Origin of the sequence: Neisseria oralis (assembly GCF_045062685.1) — a bacterium.
Classification (GTDB): domain Bacteria; phylum Pseudomonadota; class Gammaproteobacteria; order Burkholderiales; family Neisseriaceae; genus Neisseria; species Neisseria oralis.
In genome coordinates this window covers 1-15,799 of the sequence record NZ_JBJGEB010000012.1, presented here as the reverse complement: position 1 = coordinate 15,799, position 15,799 = coordinate 1, and the positions used below count along the sequence as shown (strand labels likewise).

General features: G+C 53.9%; 17 protein-coding genes. All 17 read left to right on the top strand.

Annotation, left to right across the window (positions count from 1 at the left end; translation table 11 throughout):
- The first annotated feature begins 176 nt into the window (after positions 1-176).
- Positions 177-383: a hypothetical protein gene (locus ACI43T_RS10245; RefSeq protein ID WP_405386895.1), complete on the top strand. Its 207-nt coding sequence runs from the start codon at positions 177-179 to the stop codon at positions 381-383.
- 2 nt (positions 384-385) lie between these two features.
- The gene (locus ACI43T_RS10240; protein WP_405386893.1) at positions 386-772 is read left to right on the top strand and encodes a DUF3310 domain-containing protein; all 387 of its coding nucleotides are present in this window, start codon (positions 386-388) and stop codon (positions 770-772) included.
- The gene (locus tag ACI43T_RS10235; protein ID WP_314764473.1) at positions 759-1,013 is read left to right on the top strand and encodes a hypothetical protein; all 255 of its coding nucleotides are present in this window, start codon (positions 759-761) and stop codon (positions 1,011-1,013) included. Before ACI43T_RS10240 ends, ACI43T_RS10235 begins: the two co-directional genes overlap by 14 nt.
- A gap of 8 nt (positions 1,014-1,021) precedes the next feature.
- Complete coding sequence (locus tag ACI43T_RS10230) at positions 1,022-2,584, top strand: phage portal protein (protein WP_405386891.1); 1,563 nt, start codon at positions 1,022-1,024, stop codon at positions 2,582-2,584.
- Positions 2,565-4,457, top strand: a complete 1,893-nt coding sequence (locus ACI43T_RS10225; RefSeq protein ID WP_405386889.1) for a phage major capsid protein — start codon at positions 2,565-2,567, stop codon at positions 4,455-4,457. The genes ACI43T_RS10230 and ACI43T_RS10225 overlap by 20 nt, the downstream gene beginning before the upstream one ends.
- A gap of 57 nt (positions 4,458-4,514) precedes the next feature.
- On the top strand, positions 4,515-4,775 hold the full coding sequence (locus ACI43T_RS10220) for a hypothetical protein (protein WP_405386887.1): 261 nt from the start codon (positions 4,515-4,517) through the stop codon (positions 4,773-4,775).
- On the top strand, positions 4,768-5,070 hold the full coding sequence (locus ACI43T_RS10215; RefSeq protein ID WP_009174515.1) for a head-tail joining protein: 303 nt from the start codon (positions 4,768-4,770) through the stop codon (positions 5,068-5,070). Before ACI43T_RS10220 ends, ACI43T_RS10215 begins: the two co-directional genes overlap by 8 nt.
- Complete coding sequence (locus ACI43T_RS10210) at positions 5,051-5,470, top strand: hypothetical protein (protein WP_405386885.1); 420 nt, start codon at positions 5,051-5,053, stop codon at positions 5,468-5,470. Before ACI43T_RS10215 ends, ACI43T_RS10210 begins: the two co-directional genes overlap by 20 nt.
- Before the next feature lie 33 nt (positions 5,471-5,503).
- A complete protein-coding gene (locus ACI43T_RS10205; RefSeq protein ID WP_405386883.1) occupies positions 5,504-6,145 on the top strand; it encodes a phage tail protein in 642 nt (213 codons plus the stop codon).
- Between the two features lie 78 nt (positions 6,146-6,223).
- Positions 6,224-6,535 carry a phage tail assembly chaperone gene (locus ACI43T_RS10200; protein ID WP_039850952.1) on the top strand — a complete coding sequence of 104 codons (312 nt, stop codon included), beginning with the start codon at positions 6,224-6,226 and terminating at the stop codon, positions 6,533-6,535.
- Between the two features lie 53 nt (positions 6,536-6,588).
- The gene (locus ACI43T_RS10195) at positions 6,589-6,855 is read left to right on the top strand and encodes a DUF1799 domain-containing protein (RefSeq protein ID WP_314764479.1); all 267 of its coding nucleotides are present in this window, start codon (positions 6,589-6,591) and stop codon (positions 6,853-6,855) included.
- The gene (locus tag ACI43T_RS10190; protein WP_405386880.1) at positions 6,848-10,156 is read left to right on the top strand and encodes a phage tail length tape measure family protein; all 3,309 of its coding nucleotides are present in this window, start codon (positions 6,848-6,850) and stop codon (positions 10,154-10,156) included. The genes ACI43T_RS10195 and ACI43T_RS10190 overlap by 8 nt, the downstream gene beginning before the upstream one ends.
- A gap of 20 nt (positions 10,157-10,176) precedes the next feature.
- Positions 10,177-10,509 carry a phage tail protein gene (locus ACI43T_RS10185; RefSeq protein ID WP_009174509.1) on the top strand — a complete coding sequence of 111 codons (333 nt, stop codon included), beginning with the start codon at positions 10,177-10,179 and terminating at the stop codon, positions 10,507-10,509.
- Entirely contained in the window at positions 10,506-11,228 is a 723-nt protein-coding gene (locus ACI43T_RS10180; RefSeq protein ID WP_405386878.1) for a phage minor tail protein L, read from the top strand. Before ACI43T_RS10185 ends, ACI43T_RS10180 begins: the two co-directional genes overlap by 4 nt.
- Positions 11,225-11,983 (top strand): C40 family peptidase, encoded by a 759-nt coding sequence (locus ACI43T_RS10175; RefSeq protein ID WP_405386876.1) that lies wholly within the window; start codon positions 11,225-11,227, stop codon positions 11,981-11,983. Before ACI43T_RS10180 ends, ACI43T_RS10175 begins: the two co-directional genes overlap by 4 nt.
- Complete coding sequence (locus ACI43T_RS10170) at positions 11,980-12,702, top strand: tail assembly protein (protein ID WP_405386874.1); 723 nt, start codon at positions 11,980-11,982, stop codon at positions 12,700-12,702. The genes ACI43T_RS10175 and ACI43T_RS10170 overlap by 4 nt, the downstream gene beginning before the upstream one ends.
- Positions 12,703-12,729: 27 nt before the next feature.
- Positions 12,730-15,799 (top strand): host specificity protein J (locus tag ACI43T_RS10165; protein WP_405386872.1); only part of this gene is annotated, 3,070 nt, incomplete at its 3' end.

Genomic DNA, 15,799 nt, shown 5'->3' with positions numbered 1-15,799 from the left:
TAAGCGTCAACCGGACGTCAGAAAACGCTTTTCTGCTACATTTCAGATTAGGGCTTGATACGACGTTGCCCGACGTTAGAGCGTGCGGCCAAGGTTTGCGGCCGTCTTTTAAGTGCAAACCAAGACAAAGGCCGTCTGAACAGCAGATTTCAGACGGCCTTTATACGGCTACAACCATGAGCGAAAAAGAACAGGTTTTATCCTACATTGCGGCGCATCCGGGCTGCACATCAACCGGCGTTGCCGATGTGGTGTACGGAAAACAAAAGTGGAGCGGCTGGATTTTTGCCCGCCGCGATATTGATACGCTGATTGATAAAGGTTTGGTGGAAGAGCGTTTCGACCAAGGCGTCAGCAAATTTTATGCAAAAGAGGCCGTCTGAAAATGGAAAAGCAAGACAACATTAACCCGCCGCACTATCGAAGCCGCGCCGTGGAATGTATTGAATTTACCGAACGGCTGAATTTCTGCATGGGCAATGCGTTTAAGTACGTTTGGCGTCATCGGGAAAAGAACGGACTGGAGGATTTGAAAAAAGCGCAATGGTATTTGCAGCGGCAGCTTGATTCCGATGCGCCGATGTATCTTTTAGAGCCTGAAGAATACGCGGATTTAATGGAAATGCTGGAAAAATGCAGGTTGGACGATCTGATGCAGCATGTGCTAGAAGAAATCCTGTATTGCGCGCTTTTTGAATCTAAAGAAATCCTGAATGAGGTGATGAGCGGCGTATCTGAACTAATGAAGGAATACGGCGATGAGCGGACATGACTATGCGGTAGAGCTTGAAGAGGCGCGAGAGATTCTGAACAGCCTTCGGAAAGCCTACAAGGAACATGCGGCAGGCAGGGGCATGACCAAGCGGTACAAAATCAAAGACCGCGAAATGGAGTTTTCCAGCCTTGCCGATTTGTTGAAGCAGATACGGTTCTGGCAGCAGGAAATTACGCGGCTGGAAGCGGCGGCGGGTATTTCTCCGCGCCGTTCAGGCCGTATCATCACGCGATTTTAGGATGAGATATGGCAAAACAATCAAATGCCGCGCCGCAAAAGCGCGGTTTTTTTGCGCGGTTGTTCGGCAGGCGGGATTCCGTCCCGCAAACCGCCCGCCGCAACTTTGCCGGAGCGCGTCCGGTCGGGTCGCTGGCTTCGTGGCAGCCGCAGAACTGGTCGGCGGACGCTTTGGCGCGGTCGGACCTTGACCGCCTGCGCGCCCGCGCCCGAAGCCTTGCGCGCGACAACGACTACATGCGCAAGTTTCTGAACATGGTCGAAAGCAACGTTATCGGGCGCGATGGTTTCGCCCTGCAAATGCGTGTTTTGCTGGATAACGAGGATAAGCCCGATACGTTGGCGAACAAGGCCATCGAAGAAGCATTTTCACGCTGGGCAAGGCGCGGGGTGTGCGATGTTACCGGCCAGTTGTCGTTTACCGACTTACAACGGCTGCTGATTCGCGGGGTTGCCCGCGACGGCGAAGTGCTGGTTCGTCATCTTTCGGGTTTCAACAACGAATACGGCTATGCGTTGCAGGTGCTGGATATTGACCGTTTGGATACGGGATACAACGTACCGCCACAAAACGGGCGCAACGCCGTTCGTATGGGCGTTGAGCTAAACAACTATTCCCGTCCGGTGGCGTACTGGCTGCGGACGTCGCATCCGGGCGAAGCATACGGACAGACGAATACCGGCAATTTGCGCGAACGGGTGCCGGCAGAGCAAATCAGCCATATTTTCCTGCACGACCGCCCCGAACAGCGGCGCGGCTTTCCGTGGGTGGCTTCGGCCATCATCGGCCTGCAAAACCTGTCGGGCTATCAGGAAGCGGCCATTATCGCCGCCCGCGTCGGTGCGTCGAAAATGGGTTTTTTCAAACAGACGGAAGACGCCGACAACTTCATTCCGCCGATTGACGGGCAAGAGGTCGATAACGGGCGCGGCGGCATTGATTTAATCGATTCGGTCGAGCCGGGCACATTTCACGAACTGCCGCAGGGTTACGACTTCACGCCGTTCGACCCCGATTATCCGCACGCCAATTATGACGCATTCGTCAAAGCCAGCCTGCGCGGTATCGCCAGCGGTTTGAACGTGGCTTATCACAGCTTGGCGAACGACCTTGAGGGTGTGAACTTTTCCAGTATTCGCAGTGGGACGCTGGAGGAGCGCGATACATGGATGACGTTGCAAAACTGGTTTGCCGAAGCGTTTTTGTATGACGTATTCGACCGCTGGATTGAGGCGGCGTTGCTAATGGGCGCAATCAAGATGCCGTCCGGCAAATCGCTGCCGGCTGGCAAGCTGGACAAATTCAAGGCCTGCAACTGGCAGGGGCGCCGCTGGTCGTGGGTTGACCCGCTGAAAGATATTAACGCGCATAAAGAAGCGGTGGCGCTGTCGGTTAAATCCCGCCGTGATATTTGTATGGAAATGGGCTTAGATTTTGAGGATGTAATCGCCCAAATCGAACAGGAAAACCAAATTTTGGCGGCGAAGGGAATCGCTGCCGATGTCAAACCGCCCCCTGTGGCGGCAGAACCAGAATCGGAGGATGACCCGAATGAAGAAAATAAAGCCTGATAAGGCGCAAATGCAGCAAATGAGCCGCTTTGCCGTGTTTCAGCGTGAAAGCGTGGATGTTGAAAAACGAACGGTCGAAGTGGCGTTTTCCAGCGAAGAGCCGGTAGAACGCTGGTTCGGCGATGAAGTATTAAGTCATGCGGCGGGTGCCGTTGACTTGAGCCGTCTGAACGACGGCGGCGCGGTGCTGTTCAATCACGACTGGGACGACCAAATCGGCGTCATCGAACGGGCTTGGATTGATGCCGACAAGCGCGGCCGTGCCTTAGTACGCTTTGGCAACGGCGCGAAAGCGGCGGAAAAATTCCAAGACGTGCAAGACGGCATCCTACGCCATATCAGCGTCGGCTACCGCGTGGAAGACATGGTATTGGACAATCCCAATGCAGACGATGAGGACTACCGTTACATCGTTACCCGTTGGATGCCTTATGAAATCAGTTTTGTAACCGTTCCGGCAGACCCGACAGTAGGTGTCGGCAGGTCGGCGGAACCATTTATTGAAAACCCTGTAAACCCAACCCCTGAAAAAGGAAACCGAAACATGAATAAAAATCAAATTCCCGCCGAGGCGGAAACTCTCGCTGCTGCAATCCCTGCCGCCGCAGCAACCGATACCAGCAACACCGCCGAACGCGGTATGCAGAACGAACGAACGCGCGTTTCCGAACTGCTGGCCATTGGTCGCAGTTACGCCGCCCACGGCGGTATCGAAGCAGCCGAAAAGGTTATTAAAGAGGGCGGCAGTGAAGCCCAATTACGCGCCGCCATCATGGTAAACATGCAGACGAAGCCGATCGTTACCGCCGATGAAATCGGCATGACTGATAAAGAACAGCGTGAATTTTCCCTTCTTCGTGCCATGTCTGCCGCCGCAACCGGCAAATGGGACAAAGCGGGCTTGGAACGCGAAGTGTCGGAAGAGTTGGAAAAACGGCATGGTCGCGCAGCGGCAGGTTTCTTTGTGCCGACTGATTTGATTGCCCGCGCTTACAGCAAAGGAAATGCGGCAAACGGCGGCAACGTCATCGAAAACGACTTCCGCGAAGACCTGTTTATCGAACTGTTGCGCAACCGACTTGCCGTTGCCCAGTTGGGCGCCACCGTACTGGACGGCTTGGTCGGCGACATCACCATTCCGAAACACCTGACCGGCAACACCGTTCAATGGGTGGATGAAAACGGCAGTGCGGCCGAATCGAACGCCACTTTCGGACAAATGAGCCTGAAACCGAAAACCGTTACCGCCAATACCGAATTGAGCCGCAAGTTCATTTTGCAGTCTTCGCTGTCTGCCGAACAGTTCGCCCGCAACGAATTGTTGAAAGCCATGATGCTGGGTATCGACTTGGCGGCCATCAATGGCAAAGGTACCGGCAACGAACCGACCGGCATCCTGAACACTGCCGGCATCGGCGCGGTGGAAATCGGTGCGAACGGCGGTGTACCCGAATGGAAGCATATCGTCGCTTTGGAAAGTGCCATTGCCGCCGCCAATGCCGACATCGGCGATTTGGCATACATCACCAATGCCCGCGTGCGCGGCCTGCTGAAAACCAAGCTGAAGGCCGACGGCGTATCCGGCTACATCTGGCAGGACGGCGCAACACCGCTGAACGGCTACCGTTGCGCGGTATCGAACCAAATTCCGTCCAACCTGACCAAAGGCACGGCGGCCAACAAATGCAGCCCGCTGATTTTCGGTAACTGGGCTGATTTGATGATTGCGCATTGGGGCGTTTTGGACGTGGTCGTTGACCCGTACACCAAGTCTACTGCGGGCGCGGTACGCATTACCACGTTGCAAGACGTGGATATTGCCGTCCGCCATGTCGAATCCTTCGCCGCCATTAAAGACATCGTGGCAGCATAACCGTTTAACCAAAGGCCGTCTGAGCAACAGACGGCCTGACTATATGGAGTATTAAAAATGGCAAAAATCAAAATTACACCGTTGCGTAGTTTTTTTGACGACGGCAAAGGTTTCTTCGTCGGTAAGAAGTATTCGGTGGACGAAGAACAGGCGGCGGCCTATATCCGTGAAGGCTGGGCGGTTGAATGGTCGGCAGAATCCGACGGCACGGCGCAAACTGACGGCGGCGATGGCGACGATGGTGACATTACCGATGATTTGACCGACGGTCAGGGCGGCGGCGAAGGTTCAGATGGAACAGGTGCCGGCGGTGTTTAATGAACCGCTGTCGGTGTTTACCAACCCCGCCGATTTTGGCGAAACCGTGATGATTGGCGGTAAAGAGGTAAACGCGATATTTGACCGTGAATTTATGACGGATAGCGGGTTTGGCGTTGCCGTTGCCAATGCCGATCCGCAAATCATCGTTACTGAAGACGACCTGCCGGAAGACGTGAAGTCGGTGGTCGTTACCGTGCGCGGAAAACGCTACACGGTGGCGGAGACTGATTTTGACGGCTGCGGCATGGTTGTTGTGCAACTGAGGGCGGTACATGACAAACCGACTTACTGAAATCCGAAATGCAGCGGTAAATGTGCTGAAACAGAAGTTTCAGCGCGTATATTCCGGTCGCGGATTCGCGCCGGCACAATCGCAATTACCGTGTGTTGTGGTTTATGTCGACAGTCGCCGCACCGAACCGGAAACGGTTGATTTTCCGCCTATCTACCGTCAGACGGTGCGACTGGTTACATTGGTTTGTGTTCAGGCCAATACCGGCGCGGACGAATTGGCGGAGGAAATGCTGTCGGTGGTGCAACAGGCGTTTGTCGAACATCCCGATTTGGGAATTGGCGGCTTGGAAAATTTGGTACCTGATTTGCTGAATATTGATTCCGACGACAGCGGAGAAACCGTTACCGTCTACTATCAGCAAGGTTGGCAGGCAGTTTATTTTGAACAGGCCGTCTGAATTTCAGACGGCCTTTAATATGGAGTTGAAAAAATGGCAGTTAAATTACCGAACGGCGCGACCGTTCACATTGCTACCGCCTTGGCGGCGGCAAAAAACGTAACGGCAGCGACCAACGCGGCGGAAGCGGTGCTGACTTCGACCGCGCACGGCTTTGCAAACGGCGATTTTGTATTGCTGAAAAGCGGCTGGGGCAAACTGAATGAACGTGTTTTCCAAGTTGGCGGCGTCGCTACCGATACTTTTAAACTGGTTGGCATCGATACGACCAATACAGATAATTTCCCGGCAGGTTCGGGCGGCGGCACGGTGCAGAAAATTACCGGCTGGACGAATATTTCACAAATCATTGAGTTTTCGACCAGCGGCGGCGAGCAGCAGTACGTTGATTTCGGCTTCTTAGAAGACGACTACGAGCAGCAAATTCCGTCCACGCAGTCGGCCATGTCGATTTCGATCAAGATTGCCGACGACCCAAACCTTGATGGTTACAAGGCGGCGGTCAAGGCTTCTGATGCCGGGACGCAAACGCCGTTGAAAATCGTACTGAAAGGCGGCGGTCAGATTGTATACAACGGCTATCCGAGCCTGAACAAAACGCCGGAGATGACCCGCAATCAGTTGATGGCGGTAACGTTATCTTATGCGGTGTCGGGTCCGGTAAACCGTTATTGATTTCCCGTTAAATCGTTCATTGTACTCCCTTGGTTTTGGCCGTCTGAAAATGGCGGCCGCTTTTTTTGAAAGCTGAAAATGGCAAAACTATCTTTAAAACCTGATGCAACCTTCCGTCATATTGTAAAAATCCCCGTACCCGGCAGCGAACCGGCAGACGTTGAATTTGAATTTAAGCAGCGCGGCAATAAAGCAATGCAGCAGTTCACGGAAAAACATGTAGACGGCTGGAATGCCGATACGGTATTGGATTGTGCCGTAGGTTGGAATTTGGAAGATACATTCGATAAAGAAAATGTCGAATTGATGTTGGATGCGTATCCGATGTCTGTCTTCGCTATTGTTAAAGGTTATATTGACGAAGTCTATAACGCCCGCGAGGGAAACTGACTGCCGCCGCGCGGGCGTTTTATGAAAAATCGCCTGATGCGGCGGAATTGGGTTTGTTCGGTTTTTCTGAAGATGATTTCTCGGAAGAAGAAAAGACGTTCGGCGTATGGCCGTGCAACTGGCAGGCGGTGCAGTTGTTTATCGCGCTGGCGACGCAATGGCGGGTCGGCATGTCAGGCGCAACAGGGCTTGATTACGGTGCGGTAGCGGCAGTGATGGACTGCCACGGCATTAAGCCGAAGAAACGTAAATCCATGCTGCGGAAAATCCGCGCGATGGAGATTGAAGTGTTGACGATGTGGGCGCAAGAGCATGAATAACGAAACCAAGATTTATATCACTGCCGATTCCGAAGGTGTGGACAAAGGCGTAGCGAAGGCGAAAAAATCAATTAAATCGCTGGGCGATACGGCGCAAACTGAAGGAAAGAGGGTTTCAGACGGCCTTGGTCAAGGAGTCGGCGGCGCGTCCGAAACGGCGGCTGCAACGGAGACCGCAACAAAAAGCATGGCGCGGTCGTTAAAATCGTTGGAAAACGCCATTCGCCGCGATATTGCAGTCAAGATAGCCGGCGGCAAGGCAACCCGTGAATATTATGAAGCATTGGCCAATCAGCGCGGGCTTGATGTTTCGCGGCTGAATCCGTTATTGTCCCAGCTTGACCGATATAACGTCAAAACAAATCGTGCGACACTGACGGTAGGGCAGTTCAACAATGCGCTGCGGCAGACGCCGGCACAGATTGCGGATATTGTTACCCAGCTTGCAGGCGGGCAAAGCCCGTTTTTGATTATGCTGCAACAGGGCGGTCAATTGCGTGATATGTACGGCGGCTTCGGCGGCATGTTTAAGGGCTTGTCAACAATCATTACGCCTTCACGCCTTGCCGTTACTGGCCTTGCGGGCGGTGTGGCTGCGTTGGGTTATGCGATGTATCAGGGTATGGAGGAATCCCAAGAGTATCGCAAAGCCTTGATACTTGCCGGAGATGCGGCAGGAATTACCGCAAACCGTATGCAGGATATAGCCGTTTCCGTTGGGAATGCTACGGGCGGTTATGCTGATGCCCGCGCCGCCATTACCGCGCTGGTATCCAGCGGCAAGGTCGGAGCGGAAAATTACGAACAGTTTACCCGCGCTATTACACTTCAAGCGCAGGCAACAGGGCAAAGTATCGACGACTTGGTCAAAAAATACGTTGAGATTGCTAAAGACCCGTTGCAGGCCGTAGTAGCTTTATCGGCGAATTACCGTACCATGACGGCCGATGTATACGCCCAAGTCAAAGCGTTGCAGGCGCAGGGAAGAGAGCAGGAAGCGGTGGCGTTGGTGCAGCGTAAATTCGCCGCCGAATCAGAAGAAATGTCCACGCGCGTATTGGAAAACCTAGGCGCGATTGAGAGAGGCTGGAAAAGTATCAAAGAAACGGCTTCGGCGACATGGGATGCGCTGAAATCTATCGGCAGAGATGAAACCAAAATCGACAGGCTGACAGCGCTGAACAGCACTATCCAGCAAATCGAGGAATCGAAGCGCAATCCGGTTAATTCGCTGTTTTGGAGCGAGCGAGGCGAGCGGCGGTTGCAGGCGTTTTATGCCGAGCGTGCCAAATTGCAGGCGGAAATCAATCGAGAAAATGCCGCGGCAGAGGAAGCCAAGCGCAGGCAGGCGCAGATACAGTCCAGCACCGAAGCATCGGCAAGGCTGGCACATTCGGCGGAAGCAGGTATTCCAAAACGTATATTGCTAGAACGTGAACTGGCGAAGATTGAGAAAGACAAGTTGGAAGCACTGAAAGGTGCAAACGGCGAACTTGCCAAGCGGCAAATCCTGCAAGATGCGGAATATGCGCGGGCGGCGGCGCTGGAGCGGTTCAAAGAGAAAAAGCCGAAGACGAAAAAAGCTGCCGACCCGCTTAGAAGTTTGAGCGACAATCAGAAAAGATTGTACGGTTTGGCGAAAAGCGCGGGCGAAGACCCCGCAAAATGGCTGGCGTTGTATGAAATTGAGAGTGCCAGTGGTCGGCGGTTGGAAAACAAAAAGTCGGGCGCGTTGGGGCATTTTCAGATTATGCCCCAATATCTGCACGATTACGGTATCAGTCGCGCAGGTACTAAGGATTTGGCCACTTCGTTTAATGCGGTGCGGCGTCATCACCGGATCGGCAGTGCATCGTTGCAGCGCGCGCTTGGGCGCGAATTGACAGCGGGCGAATATTATCTAGGGCATCAACAGGGATGGGGTGGCGCCAAAGCCCTGTTGACCAATCTTGATAAGAACGTGGTGGATGCACTGTCAACGATTATGAAGCGCGGCAGGGCAGTGGCGGCGGTAACGCAAAACGGCGGTCAGGTGAGCATGACCGCCCGTCAGTTTGCCGAAAAATGGGTTTCGCAGGCCAATAGATTGCAGGAACAGTTCGCGCAGAAAGGATTCGGCAGTTTGGATGCCGGCGGCGGTGCGTATTTGCATGATTTAGCGGAGACGGCGTTTGATAAGTGGCAGCAGAAATTCACGGAGGGGCAGGAAAAAATCCGCGTGCAGGCCGCCTTGACGGCCGCGCATGTGGGCAAGTCTTTCAAGTATCAGCTTGAATTGATGAGCAATCCCGAGTTTGCCAATTTCACGGAAACCCAGCGGCAAACCGCTTTGGAGATGGCCAAGGCGGCAGATGCGCAGGAAGATTTGACCGCTGCGACCAAGAAATATGCTGATATTTCCAAGGAAATGAGCAAAGACACCCGCGAAAAGTTGGAAGACAAACTATTTGAAATATCACTAATCGGCAAAACCCGTGAAGAAATTGAAAAGCTGACGTTGGCGCGTTTGTGGGACAAGCAAATCGCGCAAGCGCAGAAAGACGGTGCGCCTGCTGCGAGTATTGCACAGTTGGAGCGCGGCAAGGCTGATTCTATCGGCAGCCTGTCGCAAATGCAGTCCGCACAGAAAGCCGTTGATAACGACTGGCAGGGCGGCATCAAGTCTGGGATTCAAAGCTATATCGATTCCTTCGGCACGATGCGGCAGAGCATGGAAAACGCCACTGTTCAGACTTTCGACAAAATGGGGGATGCCTTGGCTGATTTTGTGGCGACAGGCAAACTTGACTTCCGAAATCTGACTGTTTCCATCTTGCAAGACTTGTCGAAAATGCTAATTAAAATGGCGATTGTAAACGCCATGAAGTCAGCATTGGGCGGGTATGCCGACGGCGGAGTCGTCAGCGGCGGTACGCAGTTTGACGCACTGTTTTCGGGCGGCGGCTATACCGGTGCGGGCGGCAAGTACGAACCGGCGGGCATCGTCCACAAGGGCGAAGTTGTGTTCTCGCAGCAGGACGTGCGCAACCACGGCGGCGTTGCCGCTGTCGAACGGCTGCGGCTGAAAGGCTACGCCGACGGCGGCGCGGTCGGGTTGCCGCCCGTATTGGCTGGCCGCTTCGGCGGGGCAGGCGGCGGGAATATGCAGGTCAACATTACCATCAACCGCAGCGGCGCGGCGGAATCTTCGGCGGAAGGTGATACCGAAATGGCTAAAAAGCTGGCCGAAGCGCTGCCGGGAATGGTCGAGCAGTGGTATTTGAAAAATGTGTACCGTGAAAACGGTACTTATCATAAATAGGCCGTCTGAAAGGTAGTGGTATGGCTGAAACATTCCGTTGGAGGGTTACGTCGGATGCCAAGGCGACGCATAAATTTAATGTCCGTTCAGTCCAGTTTGGCGACGGTTACGAACAGCGGCAGTTAAAATCGTTGCGTCCGAAGTTGAGGAGTTGGGATATTAAAGTGGTAGGTCAAAAGGCTTTGATTGGTGAAATCAAAGCCTTTTTTGATGCCCGCGGCGGCGTTGAGCCGTTCAACTGGCGGCCACCGGAAGGTGGTACGGCGCTGGTCAAGGTGTCCGAATACACGGAAACGTCTAAGGGCGGCAAAGTGTATGAATTGGGTTGTACGTTTGAAGAGGTGCTGGCATGAATCCGCGTATTAAAGCAATGTCGGGTGTGATGTTACAGGCGTTGAGTGCGACGCAGCAGGACGTGCTGGTCGATTTGTGGCAGGTGGATTTCCGCGAATTTGGCGGCGAGGTGTTTTACTATTGCGGTCAGGTAAACGAACTGAATAAACCTGTCGTCTGGCAGGGGCGGGCGTATGAGCCTTTACCGATAAAGGCCGAAGGGTTTGAAACCACTTCGCAGGGTGCGGGCAACCGTCCGACGCTGACTGTTTCGAATATTGCAGGATTCGTAACTGCGGCGGCGGAACAGTTCAATCAAATGACGGGGGTAACCATTATCCGCCGTCAGACTTATGCCAAATTTCTGGACGCGGTCAATTTCCAGTCGGGAAAGAATCCAACGGCTGATGCGACGCAGGAAGTTGTAAGTAAGTATTTGGTAGAACGGCTGTCGGCACTGACCGCCGAAACGGCAACCTTGGAACTGGCCGCGCCGTCCGAATCGGACGGCTCGGTTGTTCCCGCGCGGATCATGCTTGCGAATATCTGTTGTTGGAAATATCGCGGCGAAGGTTGCGGTTATACGGGGCGGGCAGTTGCAGATCGTTTCGATATACCGACTGACGACTCGAAAAAAGATATGTGCAGCGGCACGTTGACCGGTTGCCGTGCGCGCTTTGGCGCGACGGCTGTGTTGCCGTTCGGCGGATTCCCGTCCAGTGATAAGGTGAATACATGATGGACTTAGAAGTTTTGAACGATGACGTCCGGCAGATGATTTTGGATTGCGCCGAGGAAGAGCGGCCATCTGAAATGTGTGGGGTCGTTGTTTTTAATTATGACGGCTTTGAATTCCTGCATCTTAAAAATGTTGCGGATAAGCCGTCTGAAACTTTTGAAATTTCCGCCGATGCATGGCTTGCGGCGGAACGTGCCGGCGAAGTGGCGGCGGTGGTACATTCCCATCCGGCTGGAGAGCCGTTTTTGTCTGGGGCGGACAGACAAATGCAGGTTCATACCGGCCTGCCGTGGATATTGGTTACAGAAGGCCGTCTGAAACTGTTTCGGTGCGTGCCGCATTTACGCGGGCGGCAGTTTGAATACGGCAAAACCGACTGTTTCACGCTGATACGCGATGCGTTTCATCTGGCGGGGATTGATTTCCGCGACCACGAACGAACCAATATAGACCGCGATGCGGCGGCGGATTCGTTTGTCCGCAATCTGCCCGACGGCGGGTTTTCCAGAGTGTCGGACGGAACGTTGCAGGCTGGGGATGTGATTTTAACCGCTACCGGCGGACATGCTTCCCATGCCATGCTGTACTTGGGTGGCGATTGGATTTTGCATCATGCCTATAATCAATTAAGCTGCCGTGTGCCATATACGAACTACTGGGCGCACGTTACCCATAGCGTTTGGCGTCATCGGGATTGGCAGCCGGAAATGATTGCGGCTATTGAGAATGATTTGTTGCATAGGGTGGAACCATGATTACCGTTTGTTTATACGGCGGCCTTAGAGAATATGGCCGCCGTTTTTCTTTGCACGCTGAAACCCCTGCCGAGGCGTTGCACGCATTGTTTACCCAAGTCAGGGGGCTGAAACAGAAAATCAGGGACGGCGTATATCAGGTGCGGTTCAGTGGTGAAGACCAAAGCGAAGAAACGATAGCCGATGTTTTCAGACGGCCTGCCGCGGGTGTGCTGCATATCGTGCCGAGGGTTTCCGGCGCGGGTAAAAACGGCGGGATTATTCAGACGGTGCTGGGCATCGTCTTGATTGTTGTCGGTGCATATACAAGCTGGGCTGGCGGCGGCAGCCTTGTTGCAGCCGGTATCGGAATGGTTGCCGGCGGTGTTGCCCAAATGCTGACTAAGCAACCGAAACTTCAGACGTCAAAAGGTATTGAGGACAGCAAAAACACGGCGTTTTCAAATCTGGCGAACACGTCAGCGCAGGGTAGGCCTGTTCCGCTGGCATACGGCTTGTGTTATTGCGGCAGCCGCGTTGTTTCGCAAGGTGTCCAGTCCCGCCGTATCGACCCTGCCGAAACGGCGGCATCTTCGGGCGCGGTGGCCGAGATTGGGCTGTCCAAAACATTTACGGCGGGCGTGGCGGCAGAAGCGCCGAACGGACAAAAGTACAACACAGATTTTTCGGACGACAGCGTAAGGGCACGTAATTATACGGCGTCCTTTAGTAAAGTTTAATTCATTTTAAATCAATAGGTTATAAAAATGGGCGGTAAATCAGGAACAGGACAGGTTACACCGTATGAAGCGCCGAATACATTATCCGGTGCGCAGTCTTTGCGGATTATCGACGCGATTGCCGAAGGTGTAGTTGCCGGTTTTGCCAACGGCGACGATGCGCCGTTTAAAAGCGTGTATTTTGACGACACACCCGTTCAAAACCCTGACGGCAGTTTCAATTTTAATGGGGTTACGGGTTATTTTCAGCGAGGCGAACAAGACCAGTCGTATGTACCGGGCTTTGCCGCGTCTGAACGTACGGTTCCGGTGTCTGCCGCAGTGAAGCAGGGGACGCCGGTTGTCCGTGCCGTTACCGATTCTTTAATCAGCCGTTTGCGGGTTACGGTTGCCGTAGAACGCAATGCGCAGATAAAAGACAACGGCGATACTGTTGCAGCGGAAACCGTTTTGAATGTGGAGCTTGTGAACAGCAAAGGTCCGCAGGCGGTGAAGCAAGTGCGTTTTTCCGAAAAATCAAGCGGAACATATTATCAGGACGTAGAGTTTGATACGCTGCCCGCCGTGCCGTTCAATGTGCGCGTTGCCCGTATTACGCCCGATTCTTCGACAGATAAAATCAGCAATAACACATATTTTTCGTCTTACGTTGAAGTCGTGGACGCAAAATTGAGTTATCCGCATACCGCCATTGCCGCCTTGGCTATCGATTCCGCCCAGTTCGGCAACAGCGTACCGCGTCGAAATTACCTGATGAAAGGCCGTTTGGTCAAAGTGCCGTCCAACTATGACCCTGAAAAACGGGTTTACGGCAACGGGACTTGGGACGGCAGCTTTAAAACCGCGTGGACGAACAATCCCGCATGGGTGTTTTACGACGTACTGACCCAGCCGCGCTTTTCTACGCTTGCCCGCCGTCTGAATTTGGGTGATGTGGATAAGTGGAGCCTGTATCAAATCGGCAAATATTGCGACGAACTGGTGGATGACGGTTTCGGTGGCAAAGAGCCGCGTTTCGTATGTAATGCCTACATCACCGACTTGACGCAGGCAGGCGAATTTTTACTGAATCTAGCTAGCGTGTTTACCGGCCTGCCGCTTTGGAACGGACAGCAGGTGTCCGTCGTCATGGACGCCGATTCCGACCCCGTAGCGCAGTACAACAATGCCAACGTTAAAGACGGCCTGTTTTCTTATTCCGGCGCGGCGTTGAAGTCGATTCATACTGCCGTACACGTTCAGTATGTGGACAAATACGACGGCTACCGTGCGAAAACGGAATACGTCGCCGACAATGAAGCCATTGCTCGTTACGGCCTGAATATAAAGCAAGTTACCGCGTTTGGCTGTGATTCGCGCGGTCAGGCCGCCCGGTTCGGCGCATGGACGCTGCAAACCGAGTTGAGGCAACAGAACGCTGTTTCGTTCACCGTCGGACGCGAAGGTTTGAAACATCTGCCGTACGATATTGTTCAAGTGATGGACAATCAGTACGCCGGTGCGGAACTTTCCGGCCGCGTGGCGGCGGCCTCCGGCAGTGTGTTGACGCTGGATCGCACTGTTGCCGATGCCGTGGGCGCATTGTTGTATTACATGGATTCAGACGGCCTCAAATCGGCCAAAGTTACGGCAGCGGCGGGCGATAAAATTACGCTGGAAAGAGCTGTCCCGCTGAACGCGGGCGACAGTTGGATACTGTCGGGCAAAGTGAAGGCGCGGCTGTATCGCGCCATCGGCATTAAAGAAAATACCGATGAAGGCACCTACACCATAACCGCCCTGCTGCATGACCCGAAAAAATATGCGGCGGTGGATAACTTTGCCGTGTTCGACCGTGAAATTACAACCCTGCACAAGCTGGCCCCTGTGTTGACTAACGGCAATATCACGACCGACGGCGGCGTATTGACGCTGACTTGGGAGAACCTGACCGCCGACGGGCAGGTGCTGACTTACGATATAAAAATTTATCGGAATAATCAGCTTTTCCGCCACGTGCCGGACGCGGCAACCGCAGAAGTCCGCCTTGAAAACTTACCCAACGGCGATTACCGCGCCGAAATTCGAGGCAGGAATGCGCGCGGGGTATTGTCCGAACCGCTGGTCAAAGCGTGGAGCATCGACTACACCGTTACCGGCCTGCGGGCGACGCCTAGAACCTTTGCGATAGAGTTGGCGTGGACTTTGCCGCAAACCGTAGTTTCCGAACTGGTCTCGGAATTGTGGTATGGCAGGGAAAACAATCTTCAGACGGCCTCAAAACTGGCCACCCTGCCTTACCCCCAAAACGGCTACACCCTAACGGGCGTCGGCGTTGCGGATGAATTTTTCTTCTGGGTTCGGGTGCGCGATGCGGCGGGGAATACGGGTAATTTTACCGCCGCCGTTCATGGTGCGGCGGATAAAGACCCTGCGCCGATTGTGAAGCAGCTTCAAGGCGCGATTACCAAGTCGGCATTGAGCAATGATCTAATCAAATCCTTGAATGACGACATGGCCGCCGCAGGCTCGAAAGCGGCTGCCGCCATGCAGACCGCAGCTATCGAAGAGGTGGCGCGGAAAATCGCCGATGAAGCAACGAACCGTTCGAATGCGATACAGGCTGAGGCACGGGAAAGGACATCTGCAATTCAGGCGGCGGCTGATAAAGCTGCTGCGGATTTGACTGCAAAATCCCGCGAAATTGGAAACAAGATTGCGGAGGTAGAGCAGGTCAATACCCAGCAGGCACAGCAAATCAAAACCGTAACCGCAGCACAGCAAAACACTGCTGCCGCGTTGGAAGCGGAAAAAACCGCGCGGGCGCAGGGGGATAATGCCGAAGCAATGGCGAGGAATACCCTTGCAGCGCGTGTGTCCACAGCAGAAGGCAGTATTGCCAAGGAAGAGGCAGCGCGCATTGAGGCGGATAAAGCCCAAGCGGCAGAAACTGCCGCCTTGAAAACCAGCGTTGGCAATACGGAAAGTGCCATTACCGCCTTGCGGGAAACCGTAACCCGTCAGGATTCGGCGCGGGCACTGGAAATCAACACGCTGACGGCGAAGCTGGACGGGATGAGGGTCGGCGGGCGGAATCTCATTCGGGATTCGGCTGCCG